This window comes from Leisingera aquimarina DSM 24565, assembly GCF_000473165.1.
Lineage (GTDB): Bacteria > Pseudomonadota > Alphaproteobacteria > Rhodobacterales > Rhodobacteraceae > Leisingera > Leisingera aquimarina.
Genome location: NZ_AXBE01000014.1, coordinates 91,636 through 117,640, shown reverse-complemented (window position 1 = coordinate 117,640; position 26,005 = coordinate 91,636). Strand labels below are relative to the sequence as shown.

The following is a 26,005-nucleotide window of genomic DNA, read 5'->3' as shown; positions in this document are numbered from 1 at the left end:
GAGGATCAGGCCTTGCCGAAGTAGCGCAGCAGCGCCAGCCCGTCGGGCCGCAATGCTGGGACAACACCTGCCGAGTGGATCACCGGCGTCGCCTCATGGGTGAGGAAGCGGTAGGCGCCGCTTTCTTCCATCAGATCCTGCGCCCGCTGATACATCTCGGCCCGCTTGGCCTGATCGGTCAGCTGCGAGGCCGAGGTATGGATCTGGTCGTATTCATCATTGCTGAAGCGCTCCCAGTTCCAGTGGCCGACCTGCTCGGTGGTGAACCACGAGGTAGCGTAATACGGGTCCGGTGTCATCGAGTAGCGGTTCAGCACCAGCTGCAGGTCCTCGTTGTCGGCGCTGGCCCAGAAGGCACCGGATTCCAGCACGTTGACTTCAACCGTGATACCGATCTGCGCCAGCGTCGCCTGGATCACCTGCGCCGCAGTGGTGAAGGTGGTCTTGTTCAGCGTGTCGAGCTTCAGGGTGACGTTGGTCTCACCGGATTCCGCCAGCAGTTCCGCCGCTTTTGCGAAATCCGCCTGCGGCGGCACCAGCGATTGCGGACGGTTGCCGGCAAGGCCCGGCGCGATGATGCCTGTTGAGGGGTCCACCGCCCCGAAATAGGCCGCCTCCAGAACCGAGGGCACATCAATCGCGTGCTGGATCGCCTGCCGCAGCTTCTTGTTCTGCAGCTTGGGGTGATCCAGGTTCATGCCCAGCCAGGTGTAATACAGCGACGGGTATTCCAGCAGCGTGCCGCCATTCGGCACCCCGTCGCGGTAACGCTGAACCGACCCCAACGAGACGCGGGTGAAATCCAGCTCACCCGCTTCAAAGGCGATCTCTGCAGTGTTTTCATCGTCAATCGGCAGGATCTCGATGGTATCCCAGGCCGGGGCATCACCCTTCCAGTCCGGGTTGCGCTTCAAGACGGTTTTTTCCTTCGGCGACCAGCTGTCGCGCAGGTAGGGGCCGGATTCCGCCAGCGGATCAGTGGTTGCCTTGCCGCCCGCGGCCTCCCAGGCCTTTTTCGACACGATATTGCCGGTGATATAAGGCAGCGCGATGCTCCACAGCGGCGCAAAGGGTTCCTTCAGCACGATGGTGCCTTCACGCTCGCCGGTCACTTCGACGTGGCTCAGCGGGCCCATGTCGGGTTTGTTCGGGCTTTCGGTTTCATCCGCGACGATGCGTTCAAAGCTGAACTTCACGTCTTCGGCGGTCATCGCGCCAAAGCCGTTGGTAAAACCGATGTCATCGCGCAGCGCGAATTTGATGTGGGTCTCGTCGCCCTGTTCGATCATCGCGGCGGCGTCCATCTGCCAGTCCCATTCGCGGCCGGGTTTGTACTGGATCAGCTTGTTGTAGATCGAGGCGTGGATTTCTTCGTCGATCACCCCTTTGGAAAACGCCGGGTCGATGCTTTGCAGATCACCGTAGGAGCGCACCCGCAAAGTGCCGCCCTCTGCCGCCATGGCACGGCCTCCCAAGCCCATCGGCAGCGCAGCCGCCGCCCCGAGCGCGGTTGCGCCTTTCAGAAAATTGCGGCGCCCCACCGGCGCTTTGGTCCATTCGATCTTCATGGTTTCCTCCCTTAAGATCAGATCAAAGAAGCCCGCGCGGAAGGGTTTCAGCCCATTCCTTTGTCAGGACTTCCGTTTCATCCGCGCCTTCGGTGGCGCGCAATTTCCGGGTCAGATAGAAATTCCGCCCGTCGCAAAACATGGTGTTTTCGGTATCGATGGCGACCTGCCAGCCCTGCCGTTCAAAGGTGAAACGCCACTGCGTTTCAAACCGGGCCGAGGCCGGATCGCCGGGGTGAATGGCATAGCGCATCGTAACATGGCTGCCCGTGGCCAGCCCGTGATAGGGATCCCGCGTCTCGCCGAAGTCATCGAAGGTTTCCAGCAGCACGGTGCCGTCTTCCAGCACCCTGCGCTCCGAACGGGCCGCAGGCGCGCGCAGTTCCGCGGCCCGCAGCACCGGATAATCCTGCGCCGGGCCGGGATTGGCCGGGTCGATTTCCGCACTCGCCGCGCGCACCGGCAGATACAGCGCGCAGCCTTCCAGATGCAGGGTGACCCCCGCGGCCTCCGGTGCGGGCCAGATCATCGGCCAATAGGAGGTCGACAACGCCAAGCGCAGCCTATGGCCCGCCCGCAAGCGGTGCCCGCATTCATTGAGCGCGATCTCGGCCTCATAGACCTGTCCGGGCACCAGCGGTTCCGGCGTCTCGTGGCTAGTGCAGTGGGTCAGGTTCAGCGGCCTGAAGGTGATCCGTTGCGACACGCCTTCGGGTGAAACATCGCACAGGCGCGCGGTGATCTGCGCCGCCGGCTTGTCCGCTGCAAAGCGCAGCCGCAGCCGGGCCCGCCCCAGCAGCTCCAGCGGTGCATCCAGCGCGGCGCTGTCAAAGCAGACCGACAGCGCGTCATCCTCGGACTGATCGCCTGCCAGCTCATTATCTATCCGCATGCCCGGACAGAAATAACCCCCGGCCTGCCCCGCATGGGCGGGCGAGCGGACAGCCAGCACCCCCTGCCCTGCCGTTTCCGCAAAGCCTCCCGGCACCAGATGCCAGGCCGCTTCGGACACATTCGGCGAAGGCCAGTCTGCCTCGGCCACCCAGCGGCCTTTGCGCGGGGAGGCCGAGGCAGTGGGGTTGAAATGCTCTTGCATAAAGGCGCGGTAGGCGGGCAGATCCTCGGCGCCGTTTTCCTCCTGCTTCAGCCAGCGGTCGAACCAGCCCAGCACCTCGGAATGGAAATCGGCCGGTGCCAGTTTGGACAGATGCGCATAGCGATGCTCCCAGGGGCCGGTCATCGCTTTGGCGGGCACGCTCAGATTGGCTGCCAGGGCGGGCGGGGTATTCACATAAGGGTCGGCCCAGCCGGTAATGGCCAGAACCGGTGCCTGGATTGCAGACCAGTCCTCGCAGACGGAGCCGTGTTTCCAATACCCGTCCCGCCGCGGATGGAGCATCCAGTCCGCGGCGCTGAACGGCACATTTTCCATCCGCGATATCCAGTCATCGCGCCAATCCGGGCGCAGCTCCGGGTCTGCGGGCCGGGTCAGATAGGCAAACATGTGGGCGCCCCAATTGGCATTGTCGCCCACCAGACAGCCACCCATAAAGTGGATGTCGTCCGCATAACGGTCCACGGCCGAGGCCACGGTGACCACCGCTTTCAGCGCCTCCGGCTGGCGGAAGGCCAGCTGCAATCCGTTGAACCCGCCCCAGGAGATCCCGATCATCCCCACCCGCCCGGTGCACCAGGACTGCGCTGCGATCCAGGCAAGAACAGCCTCGCCGTCGCGCAGCTCCTGTTCGGAATATTCGTCGTCAAACGCGCCGTCGCTGTCGCCGGTGCCAGCAATGTCCACCCGCAGGCAGGCATAACTTTCCGCAGCAAACACCCTGTGTGTGGTCTCGTCCCGCGCAGCGGTGCCGTCACGTTTGCGGTACGGCAAGTATTCAAGGATTGCGGGAAACGGCCCGGTGCCCTCCGGCATCCACAGGCGTGCCGCAAGCCGGCGTCCATCCGGCATCGGGATCCAGTGATGAAGGGTGCTTGCTGCGGGCATTTCGGTCTCTGACTGGGTTACTGTCCTTCTAGAAAACCCGGTTTCTTCAGATACGAAACTGTGCAAACATGCGCGAACTGACGCTTTGAGAGCCAAATTAGCGTCAATTAGCGAAGGATACTGGGCTTTGCCGGAGAGTTTTTCAGAAAATCTGCGCTCGCTTTGCGCCGAGCATGGCAGCATCGCGCAGATCTGCCGCGAGATCGGCATCAACCGCCAGCAATTCAACCGCTACCTCAATGGCAGCAGCCTGCCCGCCGCCCATAACCTGCGCCGGATCGCCCGGTATTTCTCGATCCCGGAGGCGCAGCTGTTCACCGCGAACTCTGAATTCGAAGCCCGGCTGGAGGAGGCCGCAGGCCCGGTGCAGCACATCCCGGCAGACCGGTTCCTGTCGCCGTTCCGAGGCCAGCAGCGCAATCTCAAACGTTATCTGGGTTTCTACCACGCCTATTTCCGCACCCCGTCCTGGGGCGAAGGGATCTTCTGCTCGCTGACCCGGTTTATTGAGCAGGACGGGTATATTCTGTCCCGCAACCTGGAGATCGCCCATGACCCCGAGCAAAGCATCCGGCAGATTTCGCGGTACGAAGGCATGGTCACCTTGCGCGGCAACCGGCTGTTCATCACCGAGCATGAGCGCGCCCGCGAGGGCAGCGTGGCGCAGACCATCCTGTTTTCCGCCCACCGCCAGCAACTGAAATACTTGCGCGGCATGACCATGGGTGTGGCCTGGCGGCCGTTTCCGCGCCCCTATTCGGCGCGGGCGATCTGGAAGCGCCTGGATGAGCGGGTCTCGGCGCGCGAGGCGATTGCCGCCTGCGGTGTTTACCCGGTCCGCAGCCCGCGGATCGATCCCACCGTGCGCAACTACCTGGAGGCTCCGGCTCAGACGGATCTTCCGGAAACACCGGGCAGCGTCCTGTTCTAAGCAACGCTTCGGCCGCTTGACCGGTGCAGAGGCACGCGGCCCGCTCACAAGGCCGCCACCGGGTTACCCCTTGATGAGCGCCAGCATTTCACCGTGCAGTTCCGGCGTTGCGGCCGAAATCACCCGGCCGTCGGACTTCAACCCCAGCGGCTGACCGTCCCAATCGGTGATCACCCCGCCTGCGGCTTCGATGACCGCGGACACTGGCAGATAATCATAGGGCTGCAGGTCATAGTCGATGACCGCATCCGCATGGCCTGCCGCCAGCAGCGCGTGCGGATAACAATCATAGGCAAAGCGGCGGGTCTGGCCGGCCTGCATCAGCCGCTCGAACAATTGCGGATAGTCGCGGTGGATCTTGTCGCCCTCGTTGACGAACAGGATCGACTGATCCAGCCGGGTCTGGTCCGACACGCGGATCGGGGCGCCGTTCAGCGTGGCGCCTGCCCCGCGCACGCCCAGAAAGGTCTCCCCCAGGGCAGGCATACCGATCACCCCGGCCAGAGGGACGCCGCCCTTCAAATACCCCAGCAGAAAGCCGAACAGCGGATGTCCCGACAGAAACGACCGGGTGCCGTCGATCGGATCTATGATCCAGACATCGTTGCGGTCCGCACCGTCAAACCCATGTTCCTCGCCAAAGATGCCGTGGCCGGGGAAATGCTGCTTCAAGTAGGCGCGCACCTTGTCCTCGATCCCTTTGTCGGCCTGGGTAACAGGGCTTTCATCCGCCTTGAATTCAACCCCGAGCTGGCCGCGGAAATAGCCGCGGGCAGCATCCCCCGCGATTTCGGCAATCCGAACGGCGTGATCGGCGTAATCCTGTGTCGTCAGCATCGTTTCAGGTTCCACTCCCATGATCTTCAGTCCCGGTTCAGCCGGCGGAATTTCGGTTCCAGAGAGCCGGCAACGACTTCGTTCTGTTAGACTTCCAGCCGCTCGCTCAGCTGCGCGTTTCGATTCCCGGCTTGATAGCAGTTTTCGCGATGGTGTGGAAATAATCAACAAAAAGCAGGGATAATGACCGTATTATCATATATAGTCAGAGTATCTTGTGTATATGAAAGAAATAACTCGTTGAATTGACCGTTTCCCATGCGGATAAATCTGAATTGAGATTGGATTGTTCCGTTGCCCATCCCCGGATACTGCTGCCATCATTGGCACGCAGCAGTCAGTTCCGGCAAAGCTGCAGAAGGCCATCGGCCTGCGCCTGAAGCTAACCTGCCCCAGCCAGATGCCGGGTGGCCATAGAGAACAGCTCAGCCTGCGACGCAATTCCCAGTTTGGAATAGGCGTGATGCCGGTGGACTTTGACGGTGCCTTCAGCAATCCCAAGGTACGCGGCGGCCGAAGGCGTCGAATGCCCCTGCAAAACCAGTTGCACCACCTCCCGTTCCCGCGGGCTGAGGACGCCGGTGCCAAAGGTCTGCATCCGGTCCTCCCAATCCGGCTTCTGGAAACCTTCTGCTGCCGTCTCTGCCAGCCCCCATTGCCGCCGGACCGCGGCGGAGATCACCTGGAACACCGCATTCAGCCGCGCGGTATCCGCCGCCTCAAACCGCTGCCGGCGGGCAAAACGGGCCAGCGAGACGATGACCCAGCGCTCTGCCCCGTCCTGTACCAGCACGCCGATTTCGTCGCTGATACTGATCTTGCGGTAGAAGGCGCGGTAATATTCCGACCGGTAGAACGCCTCTGGTGCCAGATCCATCAGCCGGTAGGCCCCCGGAGTACAGCCGTTGCGGCAGGCCTGATACAGCGGGTCCAGCAGATAGGGGCCGCTGGCATAGAACTCCACTGTGATCGCCGCCTGCAGCTCATCCAGATCCTGATACAGCGACACAGGCGGCAGTGCGCCTTCGTAGCGTGAGATGATCATCGAATCAAAGCTGCAGCACTGCGACAGGATTTGCCGCAGCGCACCGGGAAAGCGGTCGGTGCCAAGTGTTTCTGCCAAAGCAGCCAGGGCGGTCACCCAGCCGGCGGCTAACGGAGGATGGGGGGGCTCAGCGTTCAAATCTATACCTAACGATATATGCTCTTCGCCAAGTTTACTGGCATAAGTGCGGATTTCAAACTGGGGCCGACCGGAATTTCAATCCAACGGAGCCCCAGATGACCGAAACCTCCAGCGTGAACCCCGTACAGGGCGACTTGGCCTTTACCCGCAGCGATGACCGCGGCGTGATTGCCGAGGCCAGCTATGCCGGCGCGCTCAGCTTCATGCGCCGCCGCTATACCCGCGACCTGAGCGGCGCGGATGTGGCAGTGATGGGCGTGCCCTTTGACCTCTCGGTCTCCAGCCGCTCCGGCACCCGGCTGGGGCCCCGCGCCGTGCGCTCCGGCTCCAGCCATATCGCCTGGTCGAAACCCTGGCCCTGGGAGGCGGATCCTTACGAGGCGCTGCGGGTTGTCGACTATGGCGACTGCGAATTCGACTATGGCTATCCGCACAAGGTGCCGGGCCAGATCGCCCAGGCCGCCCGCGATGTGCTGGCCACCGATACCGCGCTGCTGTCCATCGGCGGCGACCACTTTATCACCTATCCGCTGCTGAAGGCGCATGCGGAGAAACACGGGCCCCTCAGCCTGATCCAGTTCGACGCCCATTCCGACACCTGGGCGGACGAGGAAGGCCGCATCGATCACGGCACCATGCTGTGGCACGCCATCCGCGAAGGGCTGGTGGATCCCGCCCGCTCGGTCCAGGTCGGTATCCGCACCCACAATCCCGATCCGATGGGCATGAATATCATCGATGCCATCGAGGTGCAGAAAACAGGCCCCGAGGCGGTGGCCGGGAAAATCCGCTCCATCGTCGGAGATCACAAGACCTATGTGACCTTCGACATCGACGCGCTTGAGCCTGCCTTGGCCCCCGGAACCGGCACGCCGGTGATTGGCGGGCTCACGCCATATCAGGCGCAGGAGATCATCCGCGGGCTGGCAGGCATAGACGTGGCCGGCATGGATGTGGTCGAGGTCGCCCCGGCCTATGACATCTCTGAGATCACCGCCATCGCTGCGGCCACCATCGCCAATGACCTGCTCTGCCTCTACGCCGCTGGTCCCTCCGGCCAGCGGTGAGGCGGATACTCCCGCCGCAAGAGCTTGCGGCGGGTGCCAAATGCGGCCGCACGCGTGGAAACCACCGGCCGTACAAAGCTCGGGTTATGCCTCGCCCGCCATTGGGTGCGGCAACGCCGCCGCTGCCCGGCTGGCGCAGGACCATCCGGCCGGTCCCGGCCGCCGCCGGATAGCCGTCGTCCCTGGTCCCCGCAAGTCAACGGCGCCCCCGGCGTAGCGGAGGCGCTTGCAGCCGCTACTGAACCACCGGCTCCTGCGCCAGCTCCAGATGCAGCTCGCTGCCGGTGCAGGGGCTGGCGGCAATCGCCGCGTCATCCAGTTCAACGCCCAGCCCTGGCTCGGCCGACGGGATCACATAGCCCTCTTCCCAGGTGATCGAGGATTTAAGGCAGGACATGTAAGGTCCCTCAAAGGTGCCGATCGACTCCAGAATCAGGAAGTTGGGGCTGCAGGTTGCGATCTGGATGTTTGCTGCCGCCACCACTGGCCCGCAATACAGATGCGGTGCGATCTGCGCCTGCCGTGTTTCGGCCATGCTGGCGATTTTCTTGGCCTCCAGCAGACCGCCAACGCGCCCCAGGTCCATCTGCAGGATCGAGGCCGCACCAGCCTCCAGCACCCGCGCGAATTCATGCTTGGTGCACAGCCGTTCACCGGTCGAAACCGGCACCGAGGTAAACCGCGCCACTTCGGCCATATCGGCGGGGTTTTCCGGCGGGACCGGCTCCTCGAACCACAAGGGTTCATAGGGTTCCAGCCGCCGCGCCATCCGCTTGGCACCAGAGACGGTGAACTGCCCGTGGGTGCCGAACAACAGGTCCGCACGGGTGCCGACCGTCTCGCGGATGCGTTTGACGAACATCTCGCTGCGCTCCAGATCCTCCATCCGCGGCTGATGCCCGTCATAGATCGTATAAGGCCCGGCAGGATCGAATTTCACCGCGGTGAAACCCTGGTTCACCCGCTGCAAAGCAACCTCGGCGGCGATATCCGGATCGTTATAGACATTCGGCGCCTCCGGATCCGGATACACATCCCCTTCCGGCGGGTAGAGATAGGTATAGCTGCGCAGCCGCTCATGCACCTGGCCGCCCATCAGCTCATAGACCGGTTTGCCCGCCGCCTTGCCGATGATATCCCAACAGGCCATCTCCAGACCGCTGAGCACGCCCATCACCGTCACATCGGGCCGAAGCGTGTAGCCAGCGCCATAGGATTTGCGCCACAGCTTCTCGATATGATGCGGATCGCAGCCTGCGAACTGGCGGGCAAACATCTCCTTGGCCATCGCACAGCACAGGTCTGGTCCAAAGGTGGCGTTATAAATCTCCCCAACCCCGGTGATGCCACAAGCCGTGGTCAGGCGCACAAAGATGAAATAGCGCCCGCCATGGCGCGGCGGCGGATTGCCGAACACAAAGGTTTCGATCTTGTCGAGTTTCATCACGGATTTCCCTGTCATTCAGCCGCCAAGGGGCTTTTTTTATTGTCTTCCAGCACCAGCTCAGCGCCGCGCGCCGCCAGCATCATGGTCGGCGCATTGGTGTTTCCCGAGGTCACATTCGGAAACGATGAGGCATCAATCACCCGCAGCCCCGCCACCCCATGCACCCGCAGCCGCGCATCCAGCACTGAGCCGGCGGCATCCCTGCCCATCCGGCAGGTGCAGGTCGCATGGAACACGCTGCCGGAGCGTTCCCGGAAATTCTCAAGCAACGCCGCGTCATCCATCTCCAGAATATCCGGCACCCGCCGCTCCCGCGTCACCGCCTGGATGGCCGGGGCTTGCACCAGAGCTTGCAGCAGATGACTGGCACGCACCGCGGTCGCCTTGTCCTCGTCCGTTGACAGCGAGTTCGGCTCGATCCGCGGCGCCTGCGCCGGGTCGGCGGATTGGATCGTGATCTGCCCCCGGCTGGTCGGCCGGCTTGGCTGCACGCACAGCAGGAACCCATTGCCCTTGTCGATCTGCGGCTTGCCGTTGGCGCGTGTCGAGTAAGACGCCGGGTTGCAGTAGACCTGCACATCCGGCAGCGCCGCACCCTTGGTGCGGACAAAGCCGCTGCACTGGTTCACCGGCACGCTTAAGGGTCCCTTGTGGGTCATCACATACTGTAAACCCGCTTTCATCTGCCCGGCAAAACTGCCCAGCCGGTCGTTCAAAGTTGCCGTATTGGCCCAAAAGAAATGCGACACCGCCAGATGGTCCTGCAGCCCCTGCCCCACCTGCGGCAGATCATGTTTCACCGCGATCCCGTGCCGCTGCAACAGCGCCGCCGGCCCGATCCCCGACAGCTGCAGCAGTTGCGGAGAATTCACCGCACCCGCACTCAGGATGACTTCCCGCCCCGCCTGCGCCACTTCCGGCTGCCCTTTCACCCGGTAGGCAACCCCGGTCGCGCGCCCGCCGGATGTCAGCACCTTCTCCACCAGCGCTCCGCTGACCACCGTCAGATTGCCGCGCCTCAAAGCAGGCCGCAAAAACGCATCCGCCGAGGACCAGCGCCGCCCATCCTTCACCGTGCTGCGCACATACCCCATGCCCTCGCCCGGCAGCGTATTGGCTCCGGCTTCAGCGCGCGCGTTCATATCCTGCAGAAACGGCCAGCCCATCTCTTGCGCACCGGCCAGAAAGTTCCGGGCAAAGGGGTGCATCCGCGCGCTGAGGTCTGTGACCCGCACCGGCCCGCTGCCCCTCAGCCGGCAGCGGCCCTCGTGCCATTCGTCGTTGGTTTCCAGCGCCTGATAGCTGCGGCGGACATTTTCCCAGCCCCAGCCGGTGGCGCCCGCCGCCTCCCAATCATCAAAATCATGCGGCAGGCCGCGCACATAGGCCATCGCGTTGATCGAGCTCGAACCACCCAGAACCTTGCCCCGCGGCCAATAGGCCTCGCGCCCGTTCAGCCCCGGATCCGGCGCCGCCGAATAGCGCCAGTTCACCTCGGGATCCGAGAAGGTGAACCCGTAACCCACTGGTATCTTAACCCAAAACCGCCGGTCTGTGCCGCCCGCCTCGATCAGCAGCACCTTGTAGCGGCCATTTGCCGTCAGCTTGTCTGCCAGCACACAGCCCGCCGAACCGGCCCCAACGATAATGAAGTCATATGTTTGTGCCATGGCAAGCCCGAGTCCCTTGATCTCCCCAGCTTGCACACCAGCGCATAGTTAATTCAAACAATGGGTTTTACCCCTAAGGGCAAACTGTGCTTAAAGATATGCATGACTGACCTGCCCCATGTCACCTGGCTCAAAGCCTTCGAGGCCGCCGCGCGGCTCAGCAGTTTCTCCGCTGCCGCCGAGGAGCTGGGCCTCACCCCCGCCGCCATCAGCCAGCAGATCCGGCTGCTGGAAAAACACCTGAACACCCAGCTCTTCAAACGCCTGCCCCGCGGCGTCGCGCTCACGGATACCGGTCAGGCCTATGCCCAGCCGATCCGCAAATCCTTTGACGACATGCAGCGCGCCACCACCGGGCTGTTCAGCAAGAAACGCAAGCGGGTGGTGCGCTTGCGCGCGACGATCTCCTGCGCCGCACTGGTGATTGCGCCGCAATTGGCCAGGTTCCAGGCCGAACACCCGGATATCTTTGTGCAGCTTTCCACCACGGTCTGGTCCAGCCGCTTTGACGAAGAGGCGCTGGACATCGACATCCGCTATGGCTCCGGCGACTGGCAGGAGGCGCAGATTCTGCACCTGGGCCACGAAAACGCCATTCCCGTCTGCGGCCCGGCCTATGCCGCTGCGATTGGCGGCAACCCGTCGATCGAGGATCTCGCCCGCGCCGATGTGGTGCAGATCATCGGCTCGGAAACCGACTGGGGCCGGCTGGCCGACCTGCACGGGCTGACGCTGCAGGTCACCACCGACTGGCTCAAGGCCGATTCCTCACTGCTGGCGCTGCAGACGGTGGCGGCCGGCCACGGGGTGACGATGGTGCTGGAAAGCTTTGCCCGGCAGTATATCGAGCAGGGGCTGGTGACCGCGCCCACTGCCTATAAGCTGCCAAAACGCCGCTCACACTATATGGTGATCAACGACCGCGCCACGCAGCGGGAGGAAGTAAAGGCGGTCAGTAATTGGGTCACGTCGCTTTATCAGTCGCTGACCTGAAATCCCGCAACTGCCGGATATCCTCCAGCAAGGCCAAGCACTTGCGGGCCGCCGGATTTTGCGCGCCAAAGCGGGTCAGCCGGGCATAAAGGCAGGTGTCCCGGCTGAACCACGCCCCCGGCAATTCCGTCAGCTGGCCCCGCTCCAAGTAAGGGTCCGCAAAACCCCGCCACCCCAGCGCCAGCCCCCGCCCTTGCGCTGCGGCCTCCAGCAGAAAGACGTAATTGTCAAAGCTCTCCGCCTGCGGCCAGGCACGTATGATGCCGCGCCCCTCCTGCCAGTCATGCCAGCGCAGCCAGCCGAAGTTCTCCTGCCGCAAGCTCAGCAATCCGGGCGGAGTGCCGCCGTTTTTCAACGCAAAGGACGTCTGTGCGATGATTTCCGGCGTTCCGACCGGTTTCACTTCTTCCTTGCAGACCACCACATGCTCACGCTCCGGCAGGATCTGCGAGTATTCAAAGACGATATCTGCACCGGTATCAATCGCTGCACCGGTCAAATTGTATTCGGCGGTGACAAACCGCAGCTCTGTCTCTGCTCCCAAGGCTGCCCGCAGCGCGCTGTGGCGCGGCAGAAGCAACAGATGCGACACCGAATAGGAACAGGTGATCGTCACCCCGGTCTCCGGCTTCACAAACTCCCCGGCTGCCCGCTGCAGCCCGTCCAGGGACTGGACTACCGCGGCATAAAACCCCTCGCCCTTACGTGTCAGCCGGATCTGCGAACCGCTGCGATCGAACAAGGGCGCCCCCAGCCGCAGCTCCAGATTGCGGATATGGCGGCTGATTGCCGGCTGCGAGGTGTTCAGCTCCTCCGCCGCCCGCGCAAACCCCTGCAGCCGCGCCACCGCTTCAAACGCAGCCAACGCGCTGACCGAGGGCAGGTTATATTTTCGCATCACCATATCAAAATGGTTATGTCTTGACGCACGCGAAAGCAATAGACACAGCCGCCCCTCCTGCCCCAGGTTCTCCCCCAAGCGCAAACAGGGAGAGCCGCAATGCCGGACTATGAAAAACCCGCCCATTGGGCCAATCCGAAGAACAAGCTGTTCCCGCATCAGGTCGGCTTCACCGCCCCGCCGTATGACTTTGACGCCGCGCCGTCGGATTTTCTACGCATGGCGCCGCGCTCGGTCGGGGTGCATGGGCGGATGCTGCATGTGCCGGATTACGCCCACCAACTGGGCCAGCGGCAGAAGAATTTCGGCCTGTTGGAGGAATTCGTCGAGTGCATGGCCAACAATGGCGCCGACGTCTGCGGCCAGGTGGGGTCGAACTGGGTGCATGCCTCTGGCATGGGTGTCGAGGGCATCCGCCAGCACTGCGAAATGCTAAGCGACAAGTACGAGACCCCCTTTCACATGGCCGGCTACGCCATGGTCGAGGCCCTGCGTGACCGCAACGTCGAGAAGGTCGCCCTGAACGCCTGCTATCACCCGGACAGCTGGTATCAGGGCACGGTCGGGTTTCTGAAAGAAGCCGGGTTCGATGTGGTCTGGGCGGGGAATTTCCACGATCAAGGCTGGTTCGAAACCCAGGAGGATGTCGACAATTGCATCTGGTGCTTCGACGAGGATCTGATCTGGAAATCCTTCGACTACACCGCCGAACAGGCACCGCAGGCCGACGCCTACCTTATCAACGGCATGAGCAACTACCGCCGCGCCTCCGACGGTATCGCGCAGCGCCCGGTGCATTACGCCGCTGAACTGGAGGCACGCCTCGGCAAACCCGTCGTCGGCCATGACATCGCGCTCTATTGGCGGGTTTTCAAGACCCTGGGCCTGACACCCGAAAACAGCCCTGACTCCCGGCAGGGCGCCCTGCTCTCCTCGCTCTAAGGATACCCGAAATGCATAAGATTGTCGCATTGTGGGCCGTGCCCCGCTCTACCTCCACCGCGTTCGAATGGATGATGCGCCAGCGCGGCGACCTGGACTGCCTGCACGAACCCTTCGGCGAGGCTTGGTACCAGGGCGAAGACCCCCTGTGGCCGCGTTACACAGAAGGCGAGAAAACCACCCCCGGCCTCACCCTGGAAAGCGTCTGGGAAGACATCAAGGCGCGGGCCAAAAAAAGCCCTGTATTCCTCAAGGATTTCCCCCACTATATCAACCACATGTGGGACCCAGAGTTCCTGTCGCACTTTACCCATGCTTTCCTGATCCGCGACCCGGCCAAGACCATCACCTCGATGTACAACAAATGGCCCGATTTCGATGAGCTGGAGGTCGGCTTCCCCGAACAGCGCGCGCTGTTTGATCTGCTAACCGCTCTCAACGGCACCCCGCCGACGGTGGTCGACAGCGACGATCTGCTGGAGAACCCCGAGGAGATGACCCAGGCCTTCTGCGAGGCAGTTGGTATTCCATTCATTAAGGAAGCGTTAACCTGGGAGCCCGGGGGTGATCCGTCCGCGCACAGCTGGTGGGACGGCGGGTCTTTCCACGCCAACCTTGCAAAATCCACCGGCCTCACCCGCCAGGCGCGCAAATATGTGGAGATCGAGAACACCCCGGAGCGCGTGCGCCGGGTCCACCGACGGATGCTGCCGCATTACCGGAAGATGCACCAGCACCGCATCCGGGTGCCGCAGATGGCCTGACTGGCTCTCCGGCCTGCGGGGGTATCACCTAGCTGTCCCCGCGGGGACAGCTTGTCTTGTTGTCTGGCCTGCTAGCCGCCAAGCATCTCCAGCGCTGCGGCCATGGCGCTCCACAGCTCCTCGGCCGGTTCGGTTCCAACCGAGATCCGCACAAACCCTGGCGCCACCGCATCGCCCCAGCGGGCGCGGCGTTCGGCAGAGGTGTGCACCCCGCCAAACGACGTCGCAGCCCGGATCAGCGGGCAGGTGTTGATGAAGGCATCCGCCTGCACCGCGCTGTCCAAGGTGATCGAGATCAGAAACCCGAACCGGGACATCTGCTGCTTGGCGAGGCCGTGCGAGGGATCAGAAGCCAAACCGGGAAACCGGATTTCCTGTACCAAAGGATGCGCCGCCAGCCGTTCGGCCAGCACCTCCGCTGTGCTGCACATCCGGTCAAAGCGCACGTCCAAAGTCTCCAGCCCCCGGTGCGCCAGCCAGGCCTCCTGCGGGCCGGGTATGCCACCGCCGAACTGGCGCCACTCGCGCGCGGCTTGCAGGATATCCTCGTTGCGGGTGGCCAGATGCCCCATCAGCACATCCGAATGCCCGCCCGGCGCCTTGGTGTCAGAGGCCACAACCACATCCGCGCCCAGCTCCAGCGGCCGCTGTCCCAGCGGGGTCATGGTGGTGTTGTCGACGATCAGCAGACCATCCGCGGCATGGACAGCCTCCGCAATCGCGCGCAGATCGCAAAGGTCCAGACCGGGGTTCGAGGGGGTCTCCGCAAAAACAACATCAAAACCGTCGAATCCGCCCTCGGCAAAACCGGTGGTGGGCCGCTGCTCGACCTCGACGCCAAGGTTCTGCAAAAACCGCTCGCTGAGGCGCCGGGTCACGTAGTAGCCGTCAGACGGGATCAGAATGCGCGAGCCTGCCTTGACCGTGGCAAACAGCGACGCCGAGATGGCGGCCATGCCAGAGGGGAAGGCCAGCACCGGCGCGTCCTCCAGGTAGGCCAGCACATGCTCCAGATGCTCCCAGGTGGCATTGTCCACCCGGCCATAGCTGGGGCCGCCGCTCCAGTCGCCCGGCAGGTGGTACATCGAGCTTTGCGTCAGCGGAAGCGCCACCGGGTCGCCCTCGGACAGCGTGTTGCCGCGCAGGTGCAGCATGGCTCCGGATCTGGGGGCGGAGGGATTGTCCATCGGCTGGCGCCTTTCCTGAAAACTATGGGTTTTCAGAATTGATAACGAGCGAAGGACAGAATGAAAATCGGCAAAGCCTTAATGGAAGCGCTAAGGGGCGCAGAGACCCGCGGGGTGGCGCAATCGCACCGCCCCATGGGGGCGGGTCGGCGCGGCCCGGCCTTTCGGCCGGGCGGTGCAACTCAAAAAAACAGATCACCCCATCCAGCGGCGGACCGGCGCGGCGGCTTCTTCCAGCGCCTGGCAGACCACGTCGATCAGGGTTGGGCCGTCGTGGTCAAAGGCCTCCTTGATCGCCTGATCCAGATCCTCCGGCTTCTCGACCCGCCAGGTTTTGACGCCGAATGCCTCCGCCACCGCCGCGTGGTTGGTGCGGTTGAAGTCGACATTGTAGTAGCGCTTGCCGCAATCATCCCGCTGGCTCGCCTTGATCCAGCCGAAGTTCGCGTTGGAGAACACCACATAGGTGATCGGCGCGTTACAGCGCACCACGGTCTCCAGCTCGCCGCAGGTGAAGTTGAAGGAGCCGTCGCCCATCATGCCCACAACCTTGGCTCCGGGACGCCCGAACCAGGCGCCCAGAGAAGCCGACAAGGAATACCCCAGCGCCCCATGCGCGCGGTTGGTGATATACTGGCGGCCCGGGTGTTTCTGCTGCGAATAGGCGTTGTAATAGGGGCAGCTGGTGCCGGGGTCCGAGACCACGATGGCGTCATCGGGCAGGTTCCGGTTCAACGCGTGAATGATCTGCTCGGGAAGCACCTGTTCGGTCTTGCTGTTTGCCAGCTCTTCGAACTTGGCGAACTTGCGCTGCTTGATGTCGGCCACTTTGGCAGCACCGCCGAAGGACGGCATGTCGCCCTCGCGGCTGTCGAGGCAGGCGTTCACCGCCTGCAGCGCCAGTTTCAGGTCTGCCACCACGCCGACCTCGGTCGGGTAGTTGGCGCCGATGGTCATCGGGTCGTTGTCGAAATGCACGATCCGCTGGCCGGGCTTCGGCGCTTCCCAGCGCGAGGTGGTGGTGGAGCCGGCCCGGCAGCCCATGAAGACCACCAGATCGGCGCCCTCCATCATCTCCCAGGTCTCATCGGTGCCGCCGTTGGAGCCGACCACGCCCAGCGACTGCGGATGGGTGTCGGCCAGCGAGCCTTTGCCGGAGATCGAGGTGCCGACAGCAATATCCAGGCGGGAGGCCAGCGTGCTCAGCTCCTCCATCGCGCCGGCGATGACCACACCGCCGCCGCAGACGATCAGCGGCGATTTGGCAGTGAGAATGGCCTCGACGGCCGCCTCGGCTGCGCCCGGTTCGGGGGCTGCGCGGTAGGAGGGGTAGCTTTGATGCTTGGGGTCGCCCCAGACGTCATCCGACGGCACGGCGTCATACTGGATGTCATAGGGCAGGCCGAGATGCGCCGAGCCGGAGCGGCCGGTGGTCATCGCCCGGAATGCCTGGCGCACCATGCGCGGGATGTGGTCGGCGCGTTTGATCACCGTGTTGAACTTGGTCAGCGGCGCCATCAGGACCTCCTGATTGACTTCAGTCAGCGGGTACTTCCCGTAGGACCCCACGGAAATGTCGGTCGTGATCGCCAGCACCGCATAGGAGCTTTCGTTGGCTTCGATCAGCCCCGGCAGGATATAGGTGGCGCCGCCGCCGGAAGGCCCCTCGCACACTCCCACCCGGCCGGTCACGCGGGAGAAACCGTCCGCCATATAGGCCGCGCTGCGCTCATCGCGGGTCAGGATATGGGTGATGCCATGGTCCAACCGGTTCATCGCATCATAGAAGGGCAGCGTGGTGTCGCCGCAGAGGCCAAAGATATGGGTGACGCCATGCGACTCCAAAGAGCGAACCATCGCCTCGGCCCCGTTCAGCGTATTGGTCATCGTGTTCGTCATGGGAGGCCCTCTTTTGCGGTCGTGGATACTGCCGGGCCGGGGCCCGGGATTCGTACTCCAAATTGTATACAATTCTGTAGATAGATGTGAAGACCGAATTTGAGATTGCTTTGAAACGGCTGGATCATTGTGCCAAGTGCCCGTCCCGCCGGTGGACGGGGGCGCGGCAGGGGCTGCGCCGAAGGTACTCCCTAAGTGGAAAACCGGGCGGGCGCAGGCCTGCCGCAAACTCCATCGCCGCAGTTGGGGCGGCACCCCGGATCTTCCCAAAATCCGGCTACCCGGCAGCTTCCGAAAGAATTTCAGTGACATGCTCCCGCCAGGCCTCGGCAAAACTGGCGGCCAGCTGGGACAGGGGCCGTTCGCTGGGGGTCAGGACGGAATAGCCAAAGGGGATCTGCGGCTCAAACGGCAGGAAGCGGATCCGCTCCTCGCCCGCGTTGCTGCGGCGGTAGCTTTCGGCGCTGAGGACATCGACAATGGCACAGGCCTGGCCGGCGGCGATAAAGTGGAACAGCGGCAGGAAATACTGCGCGTCATAGCGCAGGTTGAATTCGGCCCCCGCCTGCTGAAACGCCTGCGAGGTGGCCTGATAGGTGTTGTGATCCGGCTGCAGCGCGCCCATTGCCACCCCGTTCAGATCTGCGGCGGTGATGGCTTCGCGGTCCGCCAGCGGGTGGCCGGCCGGCACCGCGCACAAGCAATTGCTGGGCAGTTCCTCAGCCATGTACAGCTTGCGGTCGCCGCGGAACCGGCTCATGTCGCAAAAGCCGATGTCAAAACTGCCGGCCGCCACCAGGCTGCGCACCTGCGGCGAGGAACGCGTCGCCAGCGTCACCCTCACCTCAGGCTTGGCGGCAACAAAGCGGCTGATGAATTCAGGCAGCAAGTAGGTCGAGGGCCCTGGCATCGCCACGATCCGGATCGAACCCTGCACCCGGTCGCGCATATTGGCCAGATTCTGCTGCGCGGTTTCCATCCGCGACAGGATCTCGGTTGCTTCTTCCATCAGGTACTGCGCCTCGGGCACCGGCACCAGGCGGCGGCCCTCGCGCAGGAACAGGGTCAGGCCCAGCTCTTCCTCCAGCGTCTTGATGGCAGCGCTGATTGCGGGCTGGGTGCGGTGCAGATTGCGCGCAGCCTGGCTGACCGATCCGGTCTTCATGACCTCATGAAAAACCGCAAGCTGATGAGAGTTCATGTCAAGCCCCATAAATTCAGTCTATACATACCGTATAATTTTAAATTTGTACTTATGCATTTCCTTTTCCATGATGCAAAGATCGGAGGAGAAAGCTGCAGCAGCCAAGCTGCGGTCAATAATCAAGGGAAGAGACAATGGGTATTTTCAAGAAACTGACCGGGGCCGCCTTGGCCTGCACCATGCTGACCGGCGCTGCTGTGGCGCAGGATATGACCTTTTTCCGCATCGGCACCGGCGGCGCGGGCGGCACTTATTTTCCGATCGGCGGCATCATCGCCAATGCGATTTCCAACCCGCCCGGCTCGCGTGCCTGTGACGAAGGCGGCAATTGCGGCGTGCCCGGTCTGGTGGCGATGGCGCAATCCACCAACGCCTCGGCCCATAATGTGAACGCCATCCAGAACGGCCAGATGGAAGCAGGCCTGTCCGGCGCCGCAACCCTGCATTTTGCCTATCACGGCAAGGGCAAGTTCGAAGGCAACGCCAAGCCAGACCTGCGGGTGATCGCCAACCTGTACCCGGAAGACCTGCATCTGGTGCTGCCCGAGGGCCACAAGCTGGAGAGCCTGGCGGAACTGAAGGGCAAACGCGTCGGCATCGCCCAGGCAGGATCCGGCACCCAGATCGCAGTGGAGCTGATCCTGGGCGACCACGGCGTCAACCGCGACAACATGGATGAGGCCGAGCTGAACAACGCCCAATCCGCCGAGCGCATCGCAGACGGTCAGCTGGACGCCTATTTCTATGCAGCCGGCACACCGGTTGCGGCGATGATCCAGCTGGATAACACCAAGGGGATGGAGCTGCACAACTGGTCGGCGGAAGAGATCAAACAGGCCAACACCACTGTGCCTTACTACATCCCCTCGACCATTCCGGCAGGCACCTATCCGGGTGTGGACTATGATGTGAACACCGTGGCCGTCTCCGGCATGCTGGTCACCAATGCCAATATGGATGAAGAGCTGATCTATGGCATCACCAAGGCGATGTGGTCCGATACCGCCCGCAAGCTCTTGGACAACGGCCACCCCAAGGGAAAGGCGATCACCCTGGAAACCGCGCTGGAAGGCGTTGAGGGCATTGGTGTTCCCCTGCATCCGGGTGCTGAGCGGTTCTACCGCGAAATCGGCCTGCTGAAGTAACTCTTCCCCCTGAACTGCGGCAGCAGGGTCCGCCTTGCTGCCGCCTTTTGTTTCCCGGTGCCCCTGCCCGCCTGCAGCCTGCATAGGCGCGGACGCATAGGTACGCCCGTTGACCCTTCTAGACTGGAAACCCCGATGTCCCTGGACACTCATCTTGACAACAAAGCGCTGGAAGAGCTGGAGAAGCAGTATGACTCCGCTCTGAACACGCGCGACAACGGACCCAGGCTGACGGGTTTTATCTATTGGGCCAGCATCGCCTTTGCCCTGTATCACCTGTGGACGGCCGGGTTCGGCACGCCGGTAGACCATGTGCATATGGGTATTCACCTAGCGGGCCTGTTCCTGTTCATCTTTGTCGGCTTTCCGCTGATCAAATCCGCCCGCAATCTGGAATGGCGCGGTGCCAGCGCGCTGCGCCCCGGCAATGTGCCGCTGTATGACTGGGCGCTGACCGGCCTCAGCATGGCGGCGGCGCTGTTCCTGTGGGTCAGCTGGCGCGGCTTTGACATGTTTGGGTTCGACATTGCCGAGCAGGCGCTGCGGCAGGGCAACCCGTCCAGCCTGGATGTATTCTTTGGCTCGGTGCTGATCCTGACGGTGCTGGAAATCGCGCGCCGCACCATCGGATTCGTGCTGCCGCTGATTATCCTGGTGTTCATGATCTATGCGCTGTTCGGCCCCTATATGCCCGCGCAGATCCTCAAGCATCCGGGCGTCAACTGGCAGCAGTTCGTCAACAACATGTATTTCCCCTCCGAAGGCATATTTGGCGTGACGCTGTGGGTGGTTTCCACCGTTGTGTTCCACTTTGTGCTGTTTGGCGTGGTGGCGCAGCGGATGGGGCTGGGGCAGTTCTTTGTCGACAACGCGATGATCATGGCCGGCCGCTATACCGGCGGCCCGGCCAAAGTGTCGGTTGTTTCCTCAGCCTTTTTCGGCACGATTTCCGGGTCTTCGATTGCCAACACGGTTTCCACCGGATCGCTGACCATCCCCAACATGAAGAAAATGGGCTACCCCGGCCATTTCGCAGGCGGGGTTGAGGCCGCGGCTTCGGCAGGCGGGCAGATCACCCCGCCGATCATGGGCGCGGCATCCTTCCTGATGGCCGAGTATCTGGAGGTGCCTTATACCACCATCGTGATTGCGGCGATTGTGCCGGCGATGATGCACTATATCGGGGTGATCTCGATCGTGCATTTCACAGCCAAGAAACTGGGCCTCAATGCCTACCCAAAGGAGCAGCTGCCCAAATTCCTGGCAGTGTGGAAGGACGGCTGGTACACCATCGTGCCGCTGATTGCTCTGCTCCTGGTGCTGTTCTCAGGCTATTCGCCGAATATGGCGGCCTTTATCGGCCTTAGCTTGTGTGTCGTCGTCGGCTTCTGCGCTTTTGACAAACCCGCAACCCTGCTGGTGCCGCTGGCCTTGCTCGGGTTCATATTCTGGAAGGCCTCACCTTACTCCGGCGAGGGCTATACGCCGGTGATGGCGGGTATGCTGGCCGCGCTGACGCTGATCGGGTGCATGCACCGCAATGAACGGCAAAGCTTCCGCGACCTGTTCGACAGCTTCCATGTTGGTGTGCAATACGCGCTGGCAGTGGGCGCGGCCTCGGCTGCGGTGGGCATCGTGGTTGGTGTGATCAACACTACCGGCGTCGGCTTCCGGCTTGGCTTCATGGTCACCGGCGGTGCGGCGGATATGGCCACGGCAATTGCGCCGCTGCTGGACTGGACCACCATCGAGGCGTTCAGCCAGCCGTCGATCCAGCAGTTCCTGTCGCTGGTGCTGATCGCCATGGCCTGTATCCTGATGGGAGCAGGCCTGCCGACCACCGCGCTCTATATCATGCTGGTGGCGGTTGCGACGCCGGCCCTCAGCCAGCTGGGCGTGCCGCCGCTCGCCACCCATATGTTCGTGCTTTATTATGGTGTGATCTCCGAGATCACCCCACCGGTCTGCGCCTCGGCTTATGCGGCGGCGGGGATTGCGGGATCGAACCCGTTCCGCACCGGGCTGAACGCCTTCACCCTGGGTCTGGGCAAACTGATGGTGCCGATGGTGTTTGTCTACGCGCCCACCATGCTGATTGTGCTGCCGGAGCATTTCACACTGCTGAGCTTTACTCAGGTGACCGTGACCTGCGCGGCGGGTGTGTTTGGCATCGCCACTGCGGTGTCGGCCTATTTCCTGGCACCGCTTGGTGGAATCTGGCGGTTGCTGATGGCGATTGGCGGCCTGCTGCTGGTGGCGCCCTCGGGCGGTTCCGACATCGCAGCCCTCGTGGTAATGGCGCCGGTGCTGATGCAGCAGCTGGGCCAGCAGCGCAAGCTGCAGGCCGAGGCCGCGCAATGAGCGGCCCCGCCTCCCCCGATGTAACGGTCCTGGGTGCCGGGATCGTCGGCATCTGCTCGGCCCTGTCGTTGGCCGAGCGGGGCCTCAGGGTCCGGCTCATTGACCGCGATGCACCGGGGCAGGCGACGTCTTACGGCAATGCCGGCATCATCTCCCCTTGGTCGGTGGTGCCGCAATCGATGCCGGGCCTGTGGAAGAAGGTGCCCGGCTGGCTGCTGGACCCGCTGGGGCCGGTGACGGTGAAGCCGGGCTATCTGCCCAAGGTCGCGCCCTGGGGCCTGCGGTTCCTGTCGGAAGGGCGCGCCGGGCGGATACAGCAGATCTCTGACGCGATGGACACGCTGAACCGCAACTGCGTAGAGATGTACCGCTTGCACCTGGCCGGTACAGGCCACGAGGATCTGGTGCAGGACAGCTATTACGTCCATGCCTTCCGCAATGCCGAGGCTGCCGATCCGGACTCGGTCGACTACCAGATGCGCCGCGCGCGCGGCGCGGATCTGGAGCGCATCGGCGTGACTGAACTGCGCGCGCTGGAACCGGCGCTGACGCCGGAGTTTCAAGCCGCGGTCCTGATCAAGGGGCAGGCGCGGGCAACCTCTCCCGGACGGATCGGCACTGTGCTGGCAGAGAAATTCCAGTCCATGGGCGGCAAAATACTGCAGCAAACCGTGCGGGGTATCTTGCCTGCACAAACCGGCGGCTGGACCTATACCACCGACGCGGGCCAAGACTGGACGCCGAAGCTGGTGCTGGCGATGGGCGTCTGGTCGGGCGAGCTGCTGAAACCGCTGGGGATCAAGATCCCGATGGAATCCGAGCGCGGCTATCACGTGTCGTTCCGTAAACCGGGCGTCGCGCTCAACAACTCGATCATGGATATGGACATGAAATTCGTGGCCTCCTCGATGGAGGAAGGGCTGCGGGTGGCGGGTACTGCCGAGTTTGCGGGCCTTGATCAGCCGTTAAACCAAAAACGCCTCGACGGGCTGGTGCAATTGGCCAAGGCACTGCTGCCTGACCTGCAGGCGGACGACATGAACACCTGGTCCGGCCAGCGCCCCAGCCTGCCCGACAGCCTGCCCTGCATTGGCGAGGTCGAGGGCTTTCCGGACCTGATCGCCGCCTTCGGTCACAGCCATTACGGGCTGATGATGGCGCCCAAAACCGGGCGGCTGGTGGCGGATATCGTGAGCAGCACACCGGTGAACGAAGACCTCGCGCCGTTTCGCGCACGGCGGTACGAAAGGATCACGACATGACCATCCACCCCGGCGGGCAGAATATCTGCGGCGTCTCTATCGGCGTGCTGGCGCTGGAGAGCTATTTCCCCAAACCCCCAGGCCACATCAAGAACCCCTCCAGCCTGCAGTTCACCACGCTTTACGAGATGCTGGACGGCATCACCGTGCCGAAACTGCTGGCCAACCCCACCGGCGAAATGAAAGACCGGCTGATCGAGGCGGCCAAACGGCTGGAGGCCAAGGGCGTGCGCGCGATCACCGGCTCCTGCGGGTTTCTGGCTATTTTCCAGCGCGAGATTGCCGCGGCAGTGAATGTGCCGGTGTTTGTCTCCTCGCTGATCCAGGTGCCGCTGGCGCATCAGATGACGGGCCGGACGGTGGGGGTGATCACCGCCTCGGCCGGCAGCCTGACCGAGGCGCATCTGCAGGGCGTCGGTGCTGAGAACACGCCGATAGTGGTGCAGGGGCTGGACGATGCCGAGGAGTTCTCGACCGTGATCCTGCGCAACGAGCGCACGGCCATGGATCTGGCCAAGGTCGAGGCGGAACTGCTGGCAGCCGCCAAAGGCATGATTGCCCGCAATCCGGAAATCGGCCCGATCGTGCTGGAATGCACCGACCTGCCGCCTTATGCCCATGCGTTGCAGGCCGCGCTGAACCGGCCGGTGTTTGACATCATAACGCTGTCGGAGATGGTGCACCGGGCTGCGCTGCGCGCGCCGTTTTCGGGCTTCATCACCTGAGGCGGCGAGAGGCGCGCCCGCTCATGCGGGCGAACGGGTGCTGCCCGGTGTGATGCCGGGCGAATTCGCACAGAGATTTCCAACCCTCAGCCCCGGAATTTTTTGCATGCTCCAGCCCGGCAACCGCCCTACTGTTGCGGCAAAACGAACTCTTTTCCCGCTTGGACTTGCCATGCCCCAGATCACCGACGCCATTCTTACCCAAATCCGCGACCGCTTTGCCCAGGTCGATACCTGCCCGCAGCAGGGCAGCCGCATCTTCTTTGAAAACGCCGGCGGCGCGCTGACCCTGAAATCGGTGGTGGACACCTCGGCCCAATACGCCGCCATCCCCGATAACCAGGGCCGCGACAACCCCGGCAGTCATGAACTGGTGCGGGTGATTGCCAAGGCCAAGGACGACATGCGCGTCTTCATGAATGCGCCGGGCGGCCAGTTCTTTGCCGGCGAAAGCGGCACAGAGCTGTTGTTCCGCCTGATCATGAACGCCTGCCTAGGATCAGCCGAAGGCGGCACCGTGCTGGGCTCAACGCTGGAGCACCCCGCCACCCGCTCGGCCTGCGCCCGCTGGGCCGGGGTCGCGCGTCAGAACCATGTTCTGGTCCCGCATGACAACGCCAGCGGCACCCTCACCGCCGATGCCTATGCCGGCGCAGTTACCCCGGACACGGTGGTCGCCACCATCGTCCACACCTCCCCCGTCACCGGCATGGGTGTTGACGTGGCCGCCTGCGCAGCTGCCATCCGCGAGGTTGCACCGGAATGCCTGATCATCGTCGACGGTATCCAGCACGCTGCCCACGGGCGGATTGACCTGACAGCCTACGGCGTCGATGGCTATGTGATTTCGCCCTACAAGATGTTCTCGCGTCACGGCTATGGCCTTGCATGGATCTCGGACCGGCTGACCGGGCTTCCGCATAACGCGCTGATCGACGGGCCGGAGGACAACTGGGAAATGGGCACCCGCGACACCGGCAGTTATGCCACGCTGTCCGATGTGGCCGATTACCTGAAGTGGCTCGGCGGCGCGGTGAGCGATGCCACGGACCGGCGCGCGAAATTCGTGGCCGCGGGCAAAGCAATTCACGCTCATGAAAAAGCGCTGACCGATGCAATGATCCACGGCACTGGCAACCTGCCTGGCCTGGCGGAGATGGAAGGCGTCACTATCCTGGGCGGTACAGACAACCCGGCGCGCGAAGGGCTGGTTTCGCTGGCCGTTGCGGGAGTGCCCTCGGTGGATGTGGTGAAACGCCTGAACGAAGAGGGCATCCGCACACATCTGCGAAAGGCGGATCATTACTCCGGCAATATCCTGACGCCCTTGGGTATGGATTCTTGCGTGCGGGTCTCCATGTGCCATTACAACAGCGTCAGCGAAGTGGCGAAGTTTCTCGGGGTGATGAAAGAGATCACTGGGTAACCAATGGCCGGGTGTTTTGCAAAAAGCAAAGCACCCGGCTCACTTGCTCTTCGACGGTGTGTATAGAATTTGTTGCTTAGTCGGAAAGAGCTTGTTTTGACATCACTATCTCCGTGTGGCCTTGTGGTCAGGTTTGGAGGGGATGTCCAAGTTTTGAATACTTTAAAAGAATTTGAGACGCGTGCCACTAGGCTGCTTGCCAAGGACACCGTTCCGGAACAGCATGTTGAGACGTTGTGTTCGTGTGCCAGTGTAGCGGACCTATGTTTGGGCGAACACGGCTACTCCATTACATTAAGTTCGATTGACTTACCCATCGAAAGGGTTGTTTTCGACAAACCGATCGTCAACGGGACGTACGGCGATCTTCTAACAGGTTTCGTTGCTTTCCTGGAAAACGGAGAGTTCACGCTGGAGTGTTTCGCCTATGGCGAAGACACCATACCTGCAAACTACCGTGACTTAGAAATAACCGTGTTTGTCTGACC

The 26,005-nt window shown here is 62.8% G+C and carries 21 protein-coding genes; 11 read left to right on the top strand and 10 right to left on the bottom strand.

Translation table 11 applies throughout. The features are described 5' to 3' along the window. Positions 1-5: 5 nt before the first annotated feature. Entirely contained in the window at positions 6-1,568 is a 1,563-nt protein-coding gene (locus tag AQUI_RS0103450) for an ABC transporter substrate-binding protein (RefSeq protein WP_027256256.1), read from the bottom strand. A 22-nt stretch (positions 1,569-1,590) separates the two neighbouring features. Continuing rightward, positions 1,591-3,570 (bottom strand): CocE/NonD family hydrolase, encoded by a 1,980-nt coding sequence (locus AQUI_RS0103445; RefSeq protein WP_027256255.1) that lies wholly within the window; start codon positions 3,568-3,570, stop codon positions 1,591-1,593. 127 nt (positions 3,571-3,697) lie between these two features. Between AQUI_RS0103445 and AQUI_RS0103440 the strand changes: the two genes are divergently transcribed. Further along, the gene (locus AQUI_RS0103440; RefSeq protein WP_027256254.1) at positions 3,698-4,501 is read left to right on the top strand and encodes a helix-turn-helix transcriptional regulator; all 804 of its coding nucleotides are present in this window, start codon (positions 3,698-3,700) and stop codon (positions 4,499-4,501) included. 63 nt (positions 4,502-4,564) lie between these two features. Here the strand turns inward: AQUI_RS0103440 and AQUI_RS0103435 are convergent, their stop codons facing one another. After that, positions 4,565-5,359 carry an inositol monophosphatase family protein gene (locus AQUI_RS0103435; RefSeq protein WP_245596856.1) on the bottom strand — a complete coding sequence of 265 codons (795 nt, stop codon included), beginning with the start codon at positions 5,357-5,359 and terminating at the stop codon, positions 4,565-4,567. A gap of 361 nt (positions 5,360-5,720) precedes the next feature. Next, complete coding sequence (locus AQUI_RS0103430) at positions 5,721-6,479, bottom strand: helix-turn-helix transcriptional regulator (protein ID WP_245596855.1); 759 nt, start codon at positions 6,477-6,479, stop codon at positions 5,721-5,723. Positions 6,480-6,619: 140 nt separating this feature from the next. On the opposite strand from AQUI_RS0103430, the gene speB reads away from it, so the two are divergent. Continuing rightward, the gene (gene speB / locus AQUI_RS0103425) at positions 6,620-7,591 is read left to right on the top strand and encodes an agmatinase (protein ID WP_027256251.1); all 972 of its coding nucleotides are present in this window, start codon (positions 6,620-6,622) and stop codon (positions 7,589-7,591) included. A 235-nt stretch (positions 7,592-7,826) separates the two neighbouring features. On the opposite strand, the gene AQUI_RS0103420 is transcribed toward speB, so the two are convergent. Next, positions 7,827-9,035, bottom strand: a complete 1,209-nt coding sequence (locus AQUI_RS0103420; RefSeq protein ID WP_027256250.1) for a mandelate racemase/muconate lactonizing enzyme family protein — start codon at positions 9,033-9,035, stop codon at positions 7,827-7,829. Positions 9,036-9,049: 14 nt separating this feature from the next. After that, the gene (locus tag AQUI_RS0103415; RefSeq protein ID WP_027256249.1) at positions 9,050-10,708 is read right to left on the bottom strand and encodes a GMC family oxidoreductase; all 1,659 of its coding nucleotides are present in this window, start codon (positions 10,706-10,708) and stop codon (positions 9,050-9,052) included. 102 nt (positions 10,709-10,810) lie between these two features. Here AQUI_RS0103415 and AQUI_RS0103410 point away from each other — a divergent pair, with 102 nt between their 5' ends. Then, complete coding sequence (locus AQUI_RS0103410; RefSeq protein WP_027256248.1) at positions 10,811-11,701, top strand: LysR substrate-binding domain-containing protein; 891 nt, start codon at positions 10,811-10,813, stop codon at positions 11,699-11,701. On the opposite strand, the gene AQUI_RS0103405 is transcribed toward AQUI_RS0103410, so the two are convergent. Beyond that, positions 11,673-12,599 (bottom strand): LysR family transcriptional regulator, encoded by a 927-nt coding sequence (locus AQUI_RS0103405; protein ID WP_169730754.1) that lies wholly within the window; start codon positions 12,597-12,599, stop codon positions 11,673-11,675. The genes AQUI_RS0103410 and AQUI_RS0103405 overlap by 29 nt on opposite strands. A 102-nt stretch (positions 12,600-12,701) precedes the next feature. Between AQUI_RS0103405 and AQUI_RS0103400 the strand changes: the two genes are divergently transcribed. Together AQUI_RS0103400 and AQUI_RS0103395 are read left to right on the top strand one after the other, a co-directional pair. Further along, on the top strand, positions 12,702-13,544 hold the full coding sequence (locus AQUI_RS0103400; protein WP_027256246.1) for an aspartate racemase/maleate isomerase family protein: 843 nt from the start codon (positions 12,702-12,704) through the stop codon (positions 13,542-13,544). Positions 13,545-13,555: 11 nt separating this feature from the next. Further along, positions 13,556-14,308, top strand: coding sequence for a sulfotransferase-like domain-containing protein (locus AQUI_RS0103395; RefSeq protein ID WP_027256245.1), 753 nt, complete (start codon positions 13,556-13,558; stop codon positions 14,306-14,308). A 71-nt stretch (positions 14,309-14,379) separates the two neighbouring features. On the opposite strand, the gene AQUI_RS0103390 is transcribed toward AQUI_RS0103395, so the two are convergent. From AQUI_RS0103390 to AQUI_RS0103380, 3 genes are all read right to left on the bottom strand, one after another. Further along, complete coding sequence (locus AQUI_RS0103390; RefSeq protein WP_027256244.1) at positions 14,380-15,495, bottom strand: cystathionine gamma-lyase; 1,116 nt, start codon at positions 15,493-15,495, stop codon at positions 14,380-14,382. 195 nt (positions 15,496-15,690) lie between these two features. Beyond that, positions 15,691-17,382 (bottom strand): thiamine pyrophosphate-binding protein, encoded by a 1,692-nt coding sequence (locus AQUI_RS0103385; RefSeq protein ID WP_027256243.1) that lies wholly within the window; start codon positions 17,380-17,382, stop codon positions 15,691-15,693. 289 nt (positions 17,383-17,671) lie between these two features. Beyond that, positions 17,672-18,595, bottom strand: coding sequence for a LysR family transcriptional regulator (locus tag AQUI_RS0103380; protein WP_027256242.1), 924 nt, complete (start codon positions 18,593-18,595; stop codon positions 17,672-17,674). 137 nt (positions 18,596-18,732) lie between these two features. Between AQUI_RS0103380 and AQUI_RS0103375 the strand changes: the two genes are divergently transcribed. The 6 genes from AQUI_RS0103375 to AQUI_RS0103350 all read left to right on the top strand — a co-directional run bounded on the left by AQUI_RS0103375 (position 18,733) and on the right by AQUI_RS0103350 (position 26,003). After that, entirely contained in the window at positions 18,733-19,743 is a 1,011-nt protein-coding gene (locus AQUI_RS0103375) for a TAXI family TRAP transporter solute-binding subunit (RefSeq protein ID WP_027256241.1), read from the top strand. A 135-nt stretch (positions 19,744-19,878) separates the two neighbouring features. Beyond that, positions 19,879-22,104, top strand: coding sequence for a TRAP transporter permease (locus AQUI_RS0103370; RefSeq protein ID WP_027256240.1), 2,226 nt, complete (start codon positions 19,879-19,881; stop codon positions 22,102-22,104). Beyond that, positions 22,101-23,366 (top strand): NAD(P)/FAD-dependent oxidoreductase, encoded by a 1,266-nt coding sequence (locus AQUI_RS0103365; protein ID WP_027256239.1) that lies wholly within the window; start codon positions 22,101-22,103, stop codon positions 23,364-23,366. The genes AQUI_RS0103370 and AQUI_RS0103365 overlap by 4 nt, the downstream gene beginning before the upstream one ends. Then, a complete protein-coding gene (locus AQUI_RS0103360) occupies positions 23,363-24,091 on the top strand; it encodes an aspartate/glutamate racemase family protein (RefSeq protein WP_027256238.1) in 729 nt (242 codons plus the stop codon). The genes AQUI_RS0103365 and AQUI_RS0103360 overlap by 4 nt, the downstream gene beginning before the upstream one ends. Positions 24,092-24,263: 172 nt before the next feature. After that, the gene (locus tag AQUI_RS0103355) at positions 24,264-25,517 is read left to right on the top strand and encodes an aminotransferase class V-fold PLP-dependent enzyme (RefSeq protein ID WP_027256237.1); all 1,254 of its coding nucleotides are present in this window, start codon (positions 24,264-24,266) and stop codon (positions 25,515-25,517) included. Between the two features lie 96 nt (positions 25,518-25,613). Then, entirely contained in the window at positions 25,614-26,003 is a 390-nt protein-coding gene (locus AQUI_RS0103350; RefSeq protein WP_156916766.1) for a hypothetical protein, read from the top strand. The last annotated feature ends 2 nt before the right edge of the window (positions 26,004-26,005 follow it).

Bases quoted from the DNA above. Each gene is read 5' to 3' on its own strand.
- AQUI_RS0103450 (WP_027256256.1), bottom strand. From the start codon at position 1,568: ATGAAGATCGAATGGACCAAAGCGCCGGTGGGGCGCCGCAATTTTCTG.
- AQUI_RS0103445 (WP_027256255.1), bottom strand. From the start codon at position 3,570: ATGCCCGCAGCAAGCACCCTTCATCACTGGATCCCGATGCCGGATGGA.
- AQUI_RS0103435 (WP_245596856.1), bottom strand. From the start codon at position 5,359: ATGGGAGTGGAACCTGAAACGATGCTGACGACACAGGATTACGCCGAT.
- speB (WP_027256251.1), top strand. From the start codon at position 6,620: ATGACCGAAACCTCCAGCGTGAACCCCGTACAGGGCGACTTGGCCTTT.
- AQUI_RS0103420 (WP_027256250.1), bottom strand. From the start codon at position 9,035: ATGAAACTCGACAAGATCGAAACCTTTGTGTTCGGCAATCCGCCGCCG.
- AQUI_RS0103415 (WP_027256249.1), bottom strand. From the start codon at position 10,708: ATGGCACAAACATATGACTTCATTATCGTTGGGGCCGGTTCGGCGGGC.
- AQUI_RS0103410 (WP_027256248.1), top strand. From the start codon at position 10,811: ATGACTGACCTGCCCCATGTCACCTGGCTCAAAGCCTTCGAGGCCGCC.
- AQUI_RS0103405 (WP_169730754.1), bottom strand. From the start codon at position 12,599: ATGCGAAAATATAACCTGCCCTCGGTCAGCGCGTTGGCTGCGTTTGAA.
- AQUI_RS0103400 (WP_027256246.1), top strand. From the start codon at position 12,702: ATGCCGGACTATGAAAAACCCGCCCATTGGGCCAATCCGAAGAACAAG.
- AQUI_RS0103395 (WP_027256245.1), top strand. From the start codon at position 13,556: ATGCATAAGATTGTCGCATTGTGGGCCGTGCCCCGCTCTACCTCCACC.
- AQUI_RS0103390 (WP_027256244.1), bottom strand. From the start codon at position 15,495: ATGGACAATCCCTCCGCCCCCAGATCCGGAGCCATGCTGCACCTGCGC.
- AQUI_RS0103385 (WP_027256243.1), bottom strand. From the start codon at position 17,382: ATGACCAATACGCTGAACGGGGCCGAGGCGATGGTTCGCTCTTTGGAG.
- AQUI_RS0103380 (WP_027256242.1), bottom strand. From the start codon at position 18,595: ATGAACTCTCATCAGCTTGCGGTTTTTCATGAGGTCATGAAGACCGGA.
- AQUI_RS0103375 (WP_027256241.1), top strand. From the start codon at position 18,733: ATGGGTATTTTCAAGAAACTGACCGGGGCCGCCTTGGCCTGCACCATG.
- AQUI_RS0103370 (WP_027256240.1), top strand. From the start codon at position 19,879: ATGTCCCTGGACACTCATCTTGACAACAAAGCGCTGGAAGAGCTGGAG.
- AQUI_RS0103365 (WP_027256239.1), top strand. From the start codon at position 22,101: ATGAGCGGCCCCGCCTCCCCCGATGTAACGGTCCTGGGTGCCGGGATC.
- AQUI_RS0103360 (WP_027256238.1), top strand. From the start codon at position 23,363: ATGACCATCCACCCCGGCGGGCAGAATATCTGCGGCGTCTCTATCGGC.
- AQUI_RS0103355 (WP_027256237.1), top strand. From the start codon at position 24,264: ATGCCCCAGATCACCGACGCCATTCTTACCCAAATCCGCGACCGCTTT.